At 32.8% G+C, this 17,209-nt stretch carries 14 protein-coding genes; 6 read left to right on the forward strand and 8 right to left on the reverse strand.

Annotated elements, in window-relative coordinates:
* The first annotated feature begins 15 nt into the window (after positions 1-15).
* The 4 genes from KHA90_RS04400 (at position 16) to KHA90_RS04415 (ending at position 8,918) form a co-directional block, all read left to right on the forward strand.
* Positions 16-1,407 carry an NADH-quinone oxidoreductase subunit N gene (locus tag KHA90_RS04400; RefSeq protein ID WP_213295838.1) on the forward strand — a complete coding sequence of 464 codons (1,392 nt, stop codon included), beginning with the start codon at positions 16-18 and terminating at the stop codon, positions 1,405-1,407.
* 142 nt (positions 1,408-1,549) lie between these two features.
* Positions 1,550-2,323, forward strand: a complete 774-nt coding sequence (locus KHA90_RS04405; protein WP_213295841.1) for a Bax inhibitor-1/YccA family protein — start codon at positions 1,550-1,552, stop codon at positions 2,321-2,323.
* A gap of 568 nt (positions 2,324-2,891) precedes the next feature.
* Positions 2,892-5,441: a pectate lyase family protein gene (locus tag KHA90_RS04410; RefSeq protein WP_213295844.1), complete on the forward strand. Its 2,550-nt coding sequence runs from the start codon at positions 2,892-2,894 to the stop codon at positions 5,439-5,441.
* A gap of 624 nt (positions 5,442-6,065) precedes the next feature.
* Positions 6,066-8,918 (forward strand): pectate lyase family protein, encoded by a 2,853-nt coding sequence (locus tag KHA90_RS04415; protein WP_213295847.1) that lies wholly within the window; start codon positions 6,066-6,068, stop codon positions 8,916-8,918.
* 76 nt (positions 8,919-8,994) lie between these two features.
* Here KHA90_RS04415 and KHA90_RS04420 read toward each other — a convergent pair whose 3' ends face one another.
* Together KHA90_RS04420 and KHA90_RS04425 are read right to left on the reverse strand one after the other, a co-directional pair.
* Positions 8,995-9,396, reverse strand: a complete 402-nt coding sequence (locus KHA90_RS04420; protein ID WP_213295849.1) for a hypothetical protein — start codon at positions 9,394-9,396, stop codon at positions 8,995-8,997.
* Positions 9,380-9,853 carry a LemA family protein gene (locus KHA90_RS04425; RefSeq protein ID WP_244860247.1) on the reverse strand — a complete coding sequence of 158 codons (474 nt, stop codon included), beginning with the start codon at positions 9,851-9,853 and terminating at the stop codon, positions 9,380-9,382. Before KHA90_RS04425 ends, KHA90_RS04420 begins: the two co-directional genes overlap by 17 nt.
* Before the next feature lie 116 nt (positions 9,854-9,969).
* Between KHA90_RS04425 and KHA90_RS04430 the strand changes: the two genes are divergently transcribed.
* Entirely contained in the window at positions 9,970-10,128 is a 159-nt protein-coding gene (locus KHA90_RS04430) for a hypothetical protein (RefSeq protein ID WP_213295852.1), read from the forward strand.
* A gap of 28 nt (positions 10,129-10,156) precedes the next feature.
* Here the strand turns inward: KHA90_RS04430 and KHA90_RS04435 are convergent, their stop codons facing one another.
* The 4 genes from KHA90_RS04435 to amaB all read right to left on the reverse strand — a co-directional run bounded on the left by KHA90_RS04435 (position 10,157) and on the right by amaB (position 14,327).
* A complete protein-coding gene (locus KHA90_RS04435) occupies positions 10,157-10,993 on the reverse strand; it encodes a hypothetical protein (protein ID WP_213295853.1) in 837 nt (278 codons plus the stop codon).
* 32 nt (positions 10,994-11,025) lie between these two features.
* Complete coding sequence (locus tag KHA90_RS04440) at positions 11,026-11,838, reverse strand: leucine-rich repeat domain-containing protein (RefSeq protein ID WP_213295854.1); 813 nt, start codon at positions 11,836-11,838, stop codon at positions 11,026-11,028.
* 71 nt (positions 11,839-11,909) lie between these two features.
* Positions 11,910-12,662, reverse strand: coding sequence for a hypothetical protein (locus KHA90_RS04445; protein ID WP_213295855.1), 753 nt, complete (start codon positions 12,660-12,662; stop codon positions 11,910-11,912).
* A 111-nt stretch (positions 12,663-12,773) separates the two neighbouring features.
* Positions 12,774-14,327, reverse strand: coding sequence for an L-piperidine-6-carboxylate dehydrogenase (gene amaB / locus KHA90_RS04450; protein ID WP_213295857.1), 1,554 nt, complete (start codon positions 14,325-14,327; stop codon positions 12,774-12,776).
* A 181-nt stretch (positions 14,328-14,508) separates the two neighbouring features.
* Between amaB and KHA90_RS04455 the strand changes: the two genes are divergently transcribed.
* The gene (locus KHA90_RS04455) at positions 14,509-15,468 is read left to right on the forward strand and encodes an MBL fold metallo-hydrolase (protein WP_213295860.1); all 960 of its coding nucleotides are present in this window, start codon (positions 14,509-14,511) and stop codon (positions 15,466-15,468) included.
* Positions 15,469-15,618: 150 nt separating this feature from the next.
* On the opposite strand, the gene KHA90_RS04460 is transcribed toward KHA90_RS04455, so the two are convergent.
* Together KHA90_RS04460 and KHA90_RS04465 are read right to left on the reverse strand one after the other, a co-directional pair.
* Entirely contained in the window at positions 15,619-16,413 is a 795-nt protein-coding gene (locus KHA90_RS04460; protein WP_213295862.1) for a hypothetical protein, read from the reverse strand.
* A gap of 171 nt (positions 16,414-16,584) precedes the next feature.
* Entirely contained in the window at positions 16,585-17,124 is a 540-nt protein-coding gene (locus KHA90_RS04465) for a 3-hydroxyanthranilate 3,4-dioxygenase (protein ID WP_213295865.1), read from the reverse strand.
* Positions 17,125-17,209: the final 85 nt, after the last annotated feature.

Consider the following 17,209-nt stretch of genomic DNA (forward strand, 5'->3'; position numbering starts at 1 on the left):
ATCAAAAAAACAAAAATGAATACATTAATAGCTATAACAGGATTGGGTATTTTTTGCCTATTGTTTGAAATTCTTAATTTAAGAAAGGCCATTGTTCCTATTACCATTCTTGGTTTATTGGGCGTTTTGGCAATCAACTATTACGAATTTGGATCAACAGCAAGTTACTATAATAACATGATTACAGTGAGCAAGTTCTCTACTACGTTTTCATCACTATTTATTATTATAACTATTTTCTTAGTAGCATTAAGTCATAATTTTTACGAAAATCACCCAACCAAGATCTCAGATTTTGTTGCTATAAAAATCTTTTTATTAGCTGGTGGGGTTGCTATGGTTTCTTTTGGGAACTTAGCGATGTTTTTCCTGGGAATCGAAATTTTATCAATTGCGCTTTACATATTAGCTGCAAGTGAAAGATTAAATCTAAAAAGTAACGAAGCAGGTATGAAATACTTTTTGATGGGATCATTTGCATCAGGGATTATCTTATTTGGAATTTGTTTGATTTATGGAGCAATGGGAAGTTTTGATGTTGCGGAAATTCACGAAAGTTCTCTATCTGCCGAATTGCCAATCTGGTTTCCAATTGGAATGATCTTAATGATAATTGGTATGTTATTTAAAGTAGCAGCAGTTCCTTTTCACTTTTGGGCTCCGGATGTTTACGAAGGATCTCCAGCTTTAACTACTGCATTAATGAGTACTTTGGCTAAAGTTGTAGCAATTGCAACACTTTATAAATTAGTTTCGGCATTAAATCTTGTGCCTTCTTTAGACAATCAGGATCTTTTAGGAACTTTTGAAAATATTATCGTTATTATTTCTATCGCATCTATGACCGTAGGAAATATAATGGCACTACGTCAGGTAAATGTAAAACGTATGCTGGCGTTCTCAGGAATTTCACATGCAGGTTTTATGTTGATGACTTTATTAACTATTGCAACTTCAGCAGGTGTTTTATTGTATTATGCCGCTGCTTATGCATTAGCCGGAATAGCTGCTTTTAGTGTTATACTATATGTCTGTAAAAACCAAGACAACGAAGATATTACGAATTTTCACGGTTTAGGAAAAACAAATCCTTTGTTAGCGGCAATCTTAACAGCATCATTGCTGTCAATGGCCGGGATTCCAATTTTCTCCGGATTTTTTGCTAAACTATTCTTGTTTAATCAAACTATTCAGGCTGGATATATTGCTTTAGTAATTGTTGCTGTGATAAACTCGATTATTAGTGTTGGATATTATTTCAAATTAATATTGGCAATGTATTCTAAAGAACCAAATCAGGAACGCACGGGAAAACCTTTCCTTATTTATGCAGTTGCAGTAATTTCAATTACTTTAAATATTGTTTTAGGTTTATTTCCATCACTTGTTTTAGATCTTTTAAATTAAAAACAATTTCATAATTTATATAGAAGCCATCAATTGTTATTGATGGCTTTTTTATTGGTCGTAATTGTTAAAAATTCCATAGTATTACGGGCACATCAAAAAATATCGATTATATTTGATGAGTTTTAAAACCAATATTATTATGAACTTCAATTCTAAAAATCCATTTTTAAGCAACAAACGTTTTTCATCAAATGCTGTTTCAAAAGCTGAAGAAGTACACCAGACTCAAATTATTGATTACAATCAGGAAATGACTTTGTCAGGTACAATTAATAAAACAGCTATTTTGTTTTTAATATTATGCGGATCTGCAATGTTAACATGGTGGATGGCATTTAACGGAATGAATGCAATGTTACCTACAATTGGTGGTGCTATCGTTGGACTAATTTTAGTTGTAATTTCAGCATTCAAACCACATCTTTCACCGTATTTAGCTCCGGGTTATGCCTTATTTGAAGGATTATTTATTGGAGGGATTTCTGCGATTTTTGAAGCTATGTATCCGGGAATTGTAGTTAATGCAGTAAGCGCAACACTGGTAACTTTTTTAGTTTGCCTGGGATTATATAAATTTAAAATTGTAAAAGTTACAGAGCAATTTAAATCTGTAGTTATTGCAGCTACCTTGGCAATTGCAACTTATTATCTAATTTCATGGGTAGCTTCTTTGATCTTTAATTTCACTCCTGTTCATTATGGAAATGGAATGATGAGTATAGGAATTAGTGTTTTTGTAATTATCATAGCAGCCTTAAACTTATTTTTAGATTTCGATCAAATCGAAAAAGGAGTTCAGGAAAGAATGCCAAAATTCATGGAATGGTACGGCGCAATGGGATTAATGATTACATTAGTTTGGTTGTACGTTGAATTCTTAAGATTATTATCTAAATTATCAAGCAAGAATTAATATTTTTTTAACAATACATACGAAGCCTTTTTGATATTTTCAAAAAGGCTTTTTTTATGCTCTTTAAATTCCATTGTCTTCTCAACTAAAAAGCTAGCCACTTCACATCCAATCGAATTCTAAAATATATCCCATTATTTTTTATTCGCATATTTGGAATATCTCCAATAGAATATTCATATTTTAAAAGATTCAAATTTCTTTCTATCAAAATTTAATCATTTTTTATTAAAGAAATACAATTTGTCAATGTTATTTCTTACGATTTTGGAAGAAACTAATTAAAAAAAACGAAAAAGTACTTCTGAAAAAAATAAAAAAATACTTTCAAAAAACTTCGCAACTAACGACATCATTAATATGCAATAAATTACATTTTATGTAATAAATTACAAATTAATTAAAATAAATACGATTTTTTTACTTCATGTGTTTTTTAAGTAAAAAATACTAATAATGTCGAAATTTTGATTATGTTTGTGTAATCGATTACAATATCCCCAAAATTTGTCAATCGAAAATTAAAACCACAAAAAACCACGCTTTATCTAACCTTAAACCACCAATTATGAAAAAAGAACTACTTTTTCTATTCTTATTATTGACCTCTTACCAAATGTGGTCGCAACAAGTAACAATTAATGAATCAGCAGGCTGGCTAGAATCTGCTTTTGTAAAATGGAATCCTGTTTCCGGCGCTGATTCTTATAATGTTTATTATACAGGAGGAGGTCAAACAAACAAAAAAATCGACAATGAATTGATTCGCAGCTATGGATCTTATTTTCGTGCTGACATTCCCGGACTTACTACAGGAAATTATACTATTACAGTAAAACCAGTAACAGCAACAATTGAAGGATCCGGGACATCAACATCAAATCTAACCGTGATAGCTCAGGATCGTGCAGGTTTCGCTTTTCAAGGCGGACGAGTTCCCGGAGGATATAAAATTGATGGAACCCCAAAAGATAATGCCGTAATTCTTTACATTACTCAAAACACGAAAAATACTATTTCGATGAATATCACAGGAGCCAGTACAAATCCGTGCGTAGGTTTACAAAATATTCTTTACGGAATTAAAAAAGGAAAAGATAATCGTCCTTTTATCATTCGACTTATTGGAAACATAACCGACATGACAATAATGGAAGGCGGTGATATTACCATTGAAAATGCCAATAACGCAAATAGCTATCTTACAATAGAAGGTATAGGAAATGATGCCGTCGTTAACGGAATGGGAATTCGATTGAAAAAGGCTTCTAATATTGAAGTTAGTAATCTGGGATTTATGAATTGCAATAGCACTGCAGGTGACAATATTGGAATGCAACAGGACAACGATCACATCTGGGTTCACAATTGTGATTTATTTTACGGAGATGCAGGAAGTGACGCAGATCAAGTAAAAGGTGACGGAGCTCTTGATAACAAAAGCTCAACCTATATTACACTTGCATATAATCATTTTTGGGATAGTGGAAAAGCAAGTCTTTTAGGTTTAAGCGAAGGAACCACAGCTGGATTATATATCACATATCATCATAATTGGTTTGATCACTCAGATTCTCGTCACCCACGTGTACGCTACTATTCTGCTCATATTTATAACAATTATTATGACGGTAATTCAAAATATGGAGCTGGATCAACTTTGGGATCTTCTTTATTTGTTGAAGGGAATTATTTCCGAAACAGCAAGAATCCAATGATGACTTCAATGCAAGGTACAGACGCATGGGATGAATCGGCTCAAAAAAATAACGCAACAACAGTAGGAACTTTTTCAGGTGAAGCCGGAGGAAGCATTAAAGCATTTAATAATACTTTTGATGCTGATATTGCAACTAACAGCATGCGTTTTGTAGCTTATGGAGATACAAATCCTCTATACAATATTTCAGGAAAAATAAATTCAACAACTGATTTTGATGCTTATGTTGTAACTAATCGTGGAGATCAGGTTCCGGCTTCTGTCAAATCTTTTGCAGGAGGAAATATTTATAACAACTTTGATACTGACGCTTCTTTATATATAAAAAATCTGGTAATCGATTCTCCTTTGGCAGCAAAAAATAAAGTAATACAATATGCGGGAAGAATTTCAGGCGGTGATTTAAAATGGACATTTAATAATGCAACTGACGATAAATCTTCGCTTGTTATCCCAGCATTAAAATCAGCACTTTCTAATTATACAAGTACGCTAATAAAAGTGCAAGGCGAAATCCCAGTTGTTGAAAGCAGTCAAACTTTGACTACTGATAGCGATATTAACCAAACTGTAGCTGCACAAATAGTAATTGAACCAATGATTTTTACCTGGGGAGGCGATGCCACAGACGCAACAGTAACCGGATTGCCTGCGTCTGGAATAAGTTTCATAAAAAACACTACTGATAAAACAATAACCATTACAGGTACTCCAACAGCTAGTGTTTCATTCTCAATTACAACGAATGGTACCGGAGGAACTCCTGCCAAATTATCAGGAACAGTAACTTTTGAAACCACAACTACTCCAAGTGCCGGAGATCAAATTCATGACTTTACTCTTTCGGCAAAGACAAGCACATTTTATACATTTACTGGTAATCTGGCAACAAATAAAGGAACGGTTACTTACAACGGCTTAACATTGACACAATGTTTAAAAATGGAAACTGCTACAACTATAACTTACACAACAACTCAAACAAGCACATTGACATTAGTTTTTGTTGAGCCAGCAGGAACTGCTAAAATTGACGGAGTTAATTATACTGCAACAGGAGGAATTATAACACTCGCTATTCCTGCCGGAAATCATACAATAGCAAAAAAAGATACCGCAAATTTATTCTATATAAAAACTACTTACAGCACTCTAGGATTAAATGATAATTTTGAGTCTCAGAAATTAATCTTATATCCTAATCCGGTAACGAATCAGCTTTATATTTCTTCAGAAAATATTCAAAAAGTCGAAATCTATAATGTCTTAGGAGCACTATTAAAAACTATTGAAAAAGAGACTGAATCTATTGATCTTAGCAACCTCACAACAGGAAACTATATTGTTAGGGTAACAACTGAAAAAGGATCTTTTACTAAAAAAATCATTAAAAAATAATTAAATCTAACTATTAAAAAACACAAGGCTTCCTGATCGGAAGCCTTTTTTATGACCTAAAACATTATCTAAACCGGGCTGAAGTCCAGCACTACAAAATTAATCTAGCCTAACGGCTCTTTTGTGTTTTGTGCGAACTTTTTATGAGTGAAAAACAGGAAAAAGACTTAAATAAAACGTATTAAAATAGAATTTATTAAACTAATTACCACTTCAATTTCATTAAAATTATTTAAAATAAAAGCAATTTTGAGTCCAAATATCACCAAACAGGATATTAATATATAGCCTTTTTCTTATTTTTTAATTTAAATTATTAAACTGTCTAAAACTTGAATTTAGAGACAATTTAGCAATATCACCACTACTTTCAATTTTTTGAAAATACAATAAAAACAACCTCTTACAAAGATTTCTTACATTATGTAATAAATTGCATTTAGTGTAATTTATTACATAATCAATATTTAAATATGTAATTTTTTATTGTTTAAATATTTTTATAGCATAATTTTTACATAATTAAGAAATTAAATATATTTTTGTGCAATCGATTACAATTAATCAGGTGATTTCGATATTAAAAAAACCACAAAAAACTTTATTAACTAAAAAACCACAATTATGAAAAAAAACCTACTTATTTTCGCCTTATTGTTTGTCTGTTCGCAAATATGGGCACAGCAAGTAACAATTAACGAAGCCTCAGGCTGGTTAGAATCTGCATTTGTAAAATGGCAACCCGTTAGCAATGCACAATCCTACAATGTTTATTATAGCGGAAACGGATTTGTTGACAAAAAAATTGACGATCAACTTATTAGAAGTTACGGTTCTTACTACAGAGCTGATGTTCCGGGCCTTAAAGCTGGAACATACACAATAAAAGTAAAACCAGTATTGTCAGGAACGGAAGGAACAGGATCCACCACTAGTAATTTAACTGTATTAGCACAAGATCGAAATGGTTTTGCTTTTGACGGAGGTCGCGTTCCTGGCGGTTATAATGCTGATGGTACTACAAAAACTGGTGCGGTAATTCTATATATTACTCAAAATACAAAAAATACCATCTCAATGGACATTACAGGAGCGAGCACAAATCCTTGTGTTGGCTTACAAAATATTCTTTATGCCATTAAAAAAGGGAAAGATACACGTCCATTTATTATTCGATTAATCGGAAATATTACAGATTTTAGCGTAATGGAAGGCGGAGATATCGTAATTGAAAATGCAAATAATGCATCAAGTTACGTAACCCTGGAAGGCGTTGGAAATGATGCTGTTGCCAATGGTTGGGGAATACGTCTTAAAGCAGCTTCAAACGTAGAAGTAAGTAATATTGGCGTTATGAACTGCAATAGTACTGCAGGAGATAATATTGGAATGCAACAGGATAATGACCATATTTGGGTTCACAATTGTGATTTATTTTATGGAAATGCCGGAAGTGATGCTGACCAGATAAAAGGAGACGGCGCATTGGATAATAAAACATCAACGTATATAACTTTAGCATATAATCACTTTTGGGACAGTGGAAAAGCAAGTCTTTTAGGCTTAAGCGAAGGAACTACAACAGGTTTATACATTACGTATCACCACAACTGGTTCGACCATTCAGATTCTCGTCATCCACGTGTACGCTATTATTCGGCACATATTTATAACAATTATTTTGACGGTGTTTCAAAATATGGTTCGGGATCTACATTGGGTTCTTCTTTATTTGTTGAAGGAAATTATTTCCGCAACAGCAAACATCCAATGCTGACATCTTTACAAGGTTCAGATATTTGGGACGAAGCCAATCAGGTAAACAATGCAGGAACTATGGGAACTTTCTCCGGTGAGGCAGGTGGGTCGATCAAAGCTTTTAATAATACTTTTGATGCAGATATCGCTACAAACAATATGCGATTCGTAGCTTATGGCGATACGAATCCTTTATATAATATTTCAGGAAAAATTAGTTCCACTACAGATTTTGATGCTTATGCAGCAACTTCAAGAGGTGAAGTTGTGAGCAGTAATGTTAAATCTAAATCAGGAGCAAACACGTATAATAATTTCGATACCAATGCATCATTATATGTAAAAAACTTAGTGACAGATCAGCCGGCCACTGCAAAAAATAAAGTAACGCAATACGCAGGACGTGTTTCCGGAGGAGATTTAAAATGGACATTTGACAATAGTATCGATGATAAATCATCTTTGGTAATTACAGCTTTAAAATCGACACTTACCAACTACACAGGTTCATTAGTTGCTGTACAAGGCGAAGGTAATCCTCCTGCAAGTTCACAAACATTAACATCTACAACAAATAACAGTCAGACGGTAGCGAGCGGAACAGCAATAAGTTCAATTGTTTTTACTTGGAGCGGAAGCGCAACTGATGCAACAGTAACCGGATTACCGGCATCTGGAATTAGTTTTGTGAAAAACGCATCAGCCAAAACCATTACCATTACAGGAACTCCAACGGCTACTTTATCATATTCCATAACTACCAGCGGCACTGGAACTGTAGCGACAGGATCAGGAACAATTACTGTTTCATCTGCCAGCGCTCAAACGCTTACTTCGCCATCTAACAAAAGTCAAACAGTAGCCAGCGGAACAGCAATTGCTTCTATCGTTTTTACTTGGGGCGGAAGCGCAACTGATGCGACAGTAACCGGATTACCAGCATCTGGTATTAGTTATATAAAAAATTATTCAGCAAAAACAATCACAATTACCGGAACTCCAACAGCAACTGTATCTTACTCAATTGCTACAACCGGAACGGGAACTGCGGCTACAGAATCAGGAACAATCACAGTAACAACAAGCAATCCTGGTACGGATCAAATTCACAATTTTACAACTTCAGGAAAAACGAGTTCATTTTATAACATCACAGGAAACATGAATTCATCTTCAGGATCTGTGAGTTATGCAGGACTAACTTTAACGGCAAGATTAAAAATTGAGTCAAGCACTTCTATTACCTATACAACAACAAGCACGTCAACGTTGACTTTAGTTTTTGATTCAAATTTTACAGGAACAGTTAAGGTTGATAATGTTTCATACACAGCATCTGCAGGAATTGTTACAGCTTCAATTGCTTCGGGTTCTCACACAATTATTAAAGGATCTGTCGCCAATTTATTTTATATAAGTACAAAATACGGCAGCGGGACAGCCAGAATAGCACAAATTACTGAAGCAGAAGAAACAGTTGAAACCATTCAATCTTCAAAAACAATTCTATATCCAAATCCTGTAATGAACACTTTATATTTATCAAATTCGAGTCAGAAAATAGAACAAATTTTAATCTATAATTTATCTGGTGTATTGGTTAAAAGCGTTGGAAAAGATGCAGAAAGTGTTGATTTGACCCCGTTAATTCCGGGAACTTATTTAGTAAAAGTAAATACTAACGATGGTTCATTCAATCAGACGATTATAAAGAAATAAGAATATTTTAAAAGAAAAAGGCTTCCAAAATTTTGGAAGCCTTTCTTTAATTCTTCAAAGTAAAAAGATATTTTGTCTATCTGTTTCTGTTTCTAAATTCTTCTTGTTGACTCACTTTATTAGATTCTTTAAATACACTTTTGATTGTTTTCAAATTAATACTTACAAACAAAAACATTCCAATAAAAATGGCTATCCAACTATAAACAATCTTTACCGCGGGTAGATCTAAGGCTACAACATAAAATACAATTGTAGGCAAAATAGAAACAAACATCGTAAGTCCTAAAGACAACATTAATGGATTAATAAAATAACTATTAATGGCATCCAAGCCGAGTTTTCTAATTATAAATGAGAAAAATAATAAAGCTACTATTCCAAAAACAATGCTGGCAAATCCGTAAATTAAAACCTTATCGTTTAAGCTATTAATAGCATCTTCGTAGCCAAAAAAAACATTAAAATTGAATTCCATCGTACTTTTTATCTTCTGGTGAAACATCAAATAAAGTCTGCATTTTGTAGCCAAATATCGTCGCTAGAATAACATTAGGAAACTCCTGAATTCCTACATTATAAAGATTTACACTGTCATTAAAAAATTCTCGTCGGTCTGCAATTTTATCTTCCATTTGTGAAACTCTTTTTTGCAATTCCAGAAAATTACTATTAGACAAAAGTGTTGGATAATTCTCTGAAACTGAAAAAACACTTTTTAATGTTTTTGAAAACTCATTTGCATTATCGATTTTTTCTTCTACTGTTTTCGCGTTCAAAAAATCGGTTCTTAATTTAGTAAGATTCGTAAGCATATTGGTTTCATGTTCTGTAAATTTAGAGACAATTTTTACTAACTCAGGAATTTCATCTGCACGTTGCATCAGGATTACATCGATATTTCTAAAGGCTTTTTCATTATTATTTTTTAGCATAACCAGCTTATTATAAATTCTTATAAAAAAATTAAAAAATATAATAATCAGAATTAATCCGGGAAGTAGGGCAATGTTTTGAACAGTCATATTTTCTTTAATTTAAAATGATATAAATGAGTATAAGCGAAATAAAAAATAATGTGGCTAAAAAAGAATTTAACAATGGTTTGTACTTATTTCTAAACGAAATACTTCTAGGAATTGCAACGCCAAATATAGTATCCGGACAATTTTTTTTTATAATCGTGTCGCCATTGTCTGATGCAGCGTAACCTATCAATAGCATATAATCGTTGGTTTTTAAATAAGTTTCAGAATATCTGGTCTTTCCCCCTGTTGATTATCAACTCTGTCAAAAAAATATTCTAATCCTTCGCCATCTACCGTTACAGAACCAGTTTCGTCTTTGATCTTGAATTTACCTGTTTTGAGCTCACTAAAAATGGTTGAATAAGTAGTTCTGCCGTCATCGTCTGGCGGACTTTCTTTTTCAATTTTATAATAATATCCAATGCATGGTTTCTTAAAATAAGGAGAACTAATAGATTCTATTTCTTCTAAATCTCCTTCAATCTCTACTAAACCCATGGCGATTGCTGCTACTTTTGAAGTTGGCAGAATAGACTCCATCTTAAGAAACTTACTTTTATTACTTGGAAAAAATATAGAACTGACCAGAATAAGACCCGGGATAATTAAAAAAAGTAGTTTTAGGTTTTCACTTACGGCCAGCCAATAAAAAGCAGCAATTATAGCCACTAAGACAAGAAATCCAAGAAGTTTGTCTTTAAGCGGTGTCTTAGGAATATTATGAATCCGATTGAATTTTTCTCTTTCTATTTTTTCTTTTTTACTGCTTATTATACCTGAATAGATCATTCCGATAATAGTGAATAAAAAAAGTGTGAGAAATAAAACAAATATAATTGCAAACGGATAACTGGCATCGATTAAGTAACTACCACCAACAAGCAGTGGAGTTAAAACAAAAAATAACCAATTTGGAAATTTTAAATTATAAAGTGCTGCAAAAATTACAGTTTGAAATAAAGCAATGCCAAAGCTAAAAAGTATCAAAAAGATAAGTGCGCCGGGATCTGCTTTATTTTGAGTCAGCAATGTAAAAAAATCGTTCATATTTACTGTTAGAAATTCATTGGTTAAATTGATTAAAATACAATTTCTACTTCTTTAGAAAGCAGTTTTCTAAGACGGTTTCTTTCGATATCCGAAATTGGATTATGACTTAAATCCAGACCAATAAGTTTATCCAATTTATTGATTTCATTAGGAATTTCATGAATATCGTTATGGCTTAAAGTCAGGAATCTTAAGTTTTTGAACTGTAAAATTTCGTCAGGAAATTTGTTTAATTGTTTATTTGATAAGTTAAGTTCTTCTACTAAGTCCGATTTTAACTTTGCTTCTTCCAAAGCATAAAAACTCGATTTTTGTTTTTTATCCGCTTCTTTATTTCTAATAAATAATCCGGCAATAACCACGGTAAGTACAGCTAAAAAAAAGATACATAAAAAAGCCATCCAAACTGGATCTGTATTTTTTTCGGTTGTCAAAAGACGTAAGTAAATATAATATGCCATCCCAAAACACATCGACAAAAACAAGCCAAGAAATATGAGAAAAAGAATGTATTTGAGAAATGAAAGTAGAATGTTTTTGACATTCGTAGTCTTTTTTGCGACTAAAAAGTAAACAACAAGACATAAAATAAAAACCCAAAAAACAAGCATTCCTAATTTGGCATTGACATTATCGCCTTCCATAATTTCAAAAGTTATAGTAGCAGGAAACATCAAAATAAACCCAATAATTAATGCCAGAATTCCGATTGAAACACAACCTAAATTATTTTTTTTATTTGAAGGTCTCAGCCATAAATAAGAAATGAGAAAAGATAAAAGTACAACTCCTATAAAAGCATATCCAAAAGGTGTAAGTCCCGCTAAAAACATCAAAGTCATTCTGTAATTTTATAAATTCTTTTTAAACAATTCTTTTTAAACAATTCTTTTATAACAATCCTGATTCTATTCTACCAATCATCAGATCCTGGTAAATCTTTTAAAACATCGTTTGGATTGTCACTAATAAACAACATCTGTCTTTTTAAATTAAACTTTTTAATTTGGTGTTTACCTGGTACGCTATCATCCTGCATTGTATTAAATACTTCATGATCGACTTGTCCCGAAACAAGATTATATTCACTAGATAACTGAGAGCCAGCGCCTGAATTAAAAGTGCCAATTTTGACCAAAACTAAATCATTGTTTACATATCTATATACTGTTTCTCTCGTGCCGGGAGGTCCCATTGCCTGAAGCATAATGTGCAATGTCTTTTCATTGTCTATAAAAATCTCTTCATTATCATAGATTCTGTAGCCACCATCAGTATATTCAGGATCTACCGCTTCCCATGAAATTTCCTGTAATTTATAGTCTCCTGTTTTTTGTTTTAAAAGAACCAATGTAGCTCTGGAGTCTGTGTTGTCGTTTTTATTTTGCAAAACAATTACGATGTCTTTAAGTGTATCATCATCTAGAAAACCTTCGGCCTTCATTTTTATTTCACAAGGTTCTAAAACAAAATCTTCGGCATTTTTGCCGGTTTTTGGAAATTCCAGTTGTTGCAAAGTCACGCCTTCTGTTTCGCCTTCCTCCTCTTCGTGAGAAATAGCCTGATTCAAAGTATCTGTGTTTGATACTGCCACTTTTAGATCTGACTTTTTATTACAACTCACGATAGAGATTGCAACTAACAATAAAAATATCTTATATTTCATTTATTTGAAATTTAGACCAAACTTAAGTAAAATACTATAAAATATTAGCATAAAAAAACCGCTTTTCCCAAAAATGAATGGAAAAAGCGGTTGTAATTATAAATATAGGTCCTACAAATCAAATTTAATTCCTTGTGCCAAAGGCAAACTCGTTGTATAATTGATTGTATTGGTTTGACGACGCATATAAATTTTCCAGGCATCAGATCCTGATTCACGTCCTCCACCAGTTTCTTTTTCTCCACCAAAAGCTCCGCCAATTTCTGCTCCTGAAGTTCCAATATTTACGTTTGCGATTCCACAATCTGAACCTACTACTGATAAAAATCTTTCGGCTTCACGTAAATTATTGGTCATAATAGCCGATGATAATCCCTGCCCTACTTCATTTTGAACTTCAATAGCATTATCAACATCTCCAGAATATTTAATCAAATATAAAACCGGAGCAAATGTTTCGTGCTGTACAATTGCATAGGAATTTTGAGCTTCTGCAATTGCGGGTTTTACATAACAGCCACTTTCATAACCTTCACCTGAAAGTACTCCGCCTTCAACTAAAATTTTCCCACCTTCGGCAACTACTTTATTCAAAGCAATTGCATACATTTCAACGGCATGCGTATCAATTAATGGACCAACATGATTGTTTTCGTCAAGCGGATTTCCGATTCGCAATTGTTTGTAAGCAGCAATTAAAGCGTTTTTTACTTTATCATAAATACTTTCGTGAATAATCAGGCGTCTTGTAGAGGTACAACGCTGCCCGGCAGTTCCTACTGCGCCAAAAACAGCTCCAATAACTGTCATTTTTATATCAGCATCCGGAGTAACAATAATAGCATTATTTCCTCCTAACTCTAATAATGATCTTCCTAAACGTCCTGCAACGGCTTGCGCCACAATTTTCCCCATTCGGGTTGAACCTGTCGCAGAAACTAACGGAATTCTGGAATCAGCCGTCATTAATTCTCCTATTTTATAATCACCGTTTATTAAACATGAAATTCCTTCTGGAAGATTATTTTCTTTAATAACTTGAGCAATAATATTTTGACAAGCAATTCCGCAAAGAGGTGTTTTTTCAGAAGGTTTCCAAACGCAAACATCTCCGGCAATCCATGCTAAAGCAGTATTCCATGACCAAACTGCAACGGGAAAGTTGAATGCCGAAATAATCCCAACAACTCCTAATGAATGATATTGCTCATACATTCTATGTCCGGGTCTTTCAGAATGCATGGTTAATCCGTGTAATTGGCGGGATAATCCAACAGCAAAATCACAGATATCGATCATTTCCTGAACTTCTCCATATCCTTCCTGCAATGATTTTCCCATTTCATACGAAACTAGTTTACCAAGAGCTTCTTTGTTTTCACGTAACTTTTGTCCAAACTGACGAACAATTTCTCCACGTTGTGGCGCAGGAATTAAACGAAAAGTCTTGAAAGCTTCTGTTGCTGATTGCATTACTTTCTCGTAATCCTCAGGTGTTGACATTTTTACCGAAGCAATTAATTTTCCGTCAACCGGTGAAAAACTGTCTAAAATTTCTCCCGAAGAAAAATTATTTACACCAGTCGATGTTCCTTCATTTATCAATTTGATGCCCAATTTTTCCAGAGCCTCATTCATTCCAAATTGCGATGCTATTGTTGTCATTGTAACTTTTTTAGTTAAAATTGTTATATTTTTATGTAAAGATATTATTTCAAGTTGAATTTCAACCGAACGCCTTTGTTAAAATCAAGTAAATTTAGGATTAATAAAAATGAATTAAAGAAATATACCGCGATTTATTCCCTTTAATTCATGAAATTTGTAATCATAAAATTATTTAAATATGTCTGATTTCAATCGGTTATTGCTTTGCTTGGTTTTAATTTCATTTAATGCATTTTCTCAAAAAGAGCTAAAAGCTTCATTTCAGGTTGTTCCTTTAGGAATAAAAGGCGGAATTGATGAAAAAAATCTATCCGCTTATTTAGTCGCTCCAATTAATACTAACGATTTTATTTCTTTAGATGCCGGAACTATAAATGCAGGAATTGCAAAAGCAATCGAAAACAAAGTTTTTAAAGTTTCTACAAGTGAAGTTTTACGAAAATATATAAAAGGATATTTTATATCGCATGCGCATTTAGATCACGTTTCGGGATTGATTATTAATTCTCCTGCCGATTCTTCCAAAACAGTTTATGCTACATCTAAATGTATGGAGATGATGGAAAATCATTATTTTAATGATGAAACCTGGGCTAATTTTGGTGATAAAGGTCCTGGAAAACCATTGAATAAATATCATTTTCAAACTTTAAATATTGGCGAAGAAACTCCAATCACAAATACAACCATGACTGCAAAAGCTTTTCCGTTAAGTCATGTGAATCCGTTTGAAAGTACAGCGTTTTTAATCAAAAACGGAGATTCATATGTACTTTATTTAGGAGACACGGGAGCTGATGCTGTAGAAAAAAGCGATAAACTAAAATCTCTTTGGACGGAGATTGCGCCTCTTGTAAAAAGCAAACAATTAAAAGGAATATTTATTGAAGTTTCTTTCCCTAACGAACAACCTGATCAGTTTTTGTTTGGACATTTAACTCCAAATTATTTAATGAAAGAACTTCACGTTTTAGCTGATTTATCGGGAAAAGACACGCTGAAAGGCTTCAATATTATTGTAACACATTTGAAACCGCCAACAAAAAACATCGAAAAGCTTAAAGAGCAATTGCAAAAGCAAAATGATTTAGGGTTGGAGATTATTTATCCTGAACAGGGGAAAAAGTTTGAGTTGTAAAAAATTCCCGTTACAACATGAAATTCGATCGTAGTCAATCCTTTCGTATATGTTTTATACTATCCAATATTTCTAAAAACATATCAAGCTATCACATAATTGTAAACAGAAACTTTGATGATTTGACACGTCAAAGTAGCTGATTAAGTTTTATTTAGAAGTATTACTTTGTAATATATCCAATGTCTGAGAAGAATTTCTTCCACTTAATGGATCAATAGACTCAAAATTAAAATAAGATTTTACAACTGTCATTATTCTTTTATTTTTAACTATTTCGTTGAAGTTTAGAAATTTCATTCGCTGATATTCTTCTCTTGGAACCATTAAAAATTCAACATAGAAATATTCAATATTAAAATTATCCTTCGCATTTGTACTGATTTCAATTTCTCTTCCATTTTCTATATGAACTTGAATAAATCTATCATATAATCCCCATTCATAATTTACATCTTGCCCTGTATAGTAATCGGAACCTAATTCTTCTACACCATCAACTGTAGTTTTGTACTTGTCATAAAAAGACTTCATAAGTCTTTGAAGTTCCTTCTCTTGTCTAAATTTTGCATAACCTACGACTGCTTTAATCTTTTTCTTTTCGTCTATTTCAATATAAATCCTATGGAAAAACAACTCATCAAAATGTGCTACGCTATCCTGTTTTTCTATAGTCATATAACCACATCTTTTTACGCCAGTTGGCAAAACACTTCCAGTTTTTCTATCATACATTTTTTCATCTGTACATGAATAAGACTCTGTTGCTGTTGTATCAAGTATTTTTGATGTTAGTTGTTTTGCATCTTCATTAAAATCAATTATAGCTAAATCAAATTTGCATTTTGCTTTTAATATTTTAGGCTGTTCAAATTCTATTACTTTTCTTTCACACCCAATAATGAGTAAAATTAGAACAGGTATGATTTTAAAGTGGTTTTTCATTTTCTTAAATTAATTGACAATATTTTAATGCTATTATAGTGAGTGCTTTAAACTTCTTTGTGAAATTAAAAAAAAGTGTACAAAATTTGTAATTCCCGCCCATACACCTTTTATATTCGAAAACCGCACAAGAGAATTTGTGCGAAAGGTTGGGAAATAATTTCTAATTAACTACTTCTTAGCAACAAATCTGGGATCAGATTCCATTACGGTTCCGCAATTATCGCAGGTTCTTAGTTCTAATGAATTATAAAAATGTTCAAAATGTGGCAGGAAATCTTTTTCGATATTGTGCAATTCAAAAAGTACTTCGTAGAGTTTATGATTACAGTTTTCGCAATGCCAAAGCAATCCGTCAGTATAACCTTTTCCGGCACGTTTGCGCTCTATTACCAAACCAATAGAACCTTCTGAACGAACTGGAGAATGTGGTATTTTTGCTGGATGAAGGTACATATCGCCAGCATGTAATTCCATTTCTTTGCGTTCGCCATCCTCCTGAATAATTACTTTTATACTGCCTTCAAGCTGATAAAAAAGTTCTTCGGTTTCATTGTAATGATAGTCTTTTCGGGCATTTGGTCCTGCGACAATCATCACGATATAATCACCGGAATCGACATAAAGATTTTTATTTCCAACTGGCGGTTTAAGTAAATGACGGTTTTCGTCGATCCATTTTGTAAGATTGAAGGGCTTTGCTATTGACATTTTTTTTGATAATTTGTATGAAGCTAAGTTAAGGAAAAAGTTTTCAGTTTTCAGTCGCAGTTTTCAGTAAGTTGCGATTGTAAAA

Source organism: Flavobacterium psychroterrae, from assembly GCF_018380615.1.
Taxonomy (GTDB): domain Bacteria; phylum Bacteroidota; class Bacteroidia; order Flavobacteriales; family Flavobacteriaceae; genus Flavobacterium; species Flavobacterium psychroterrae.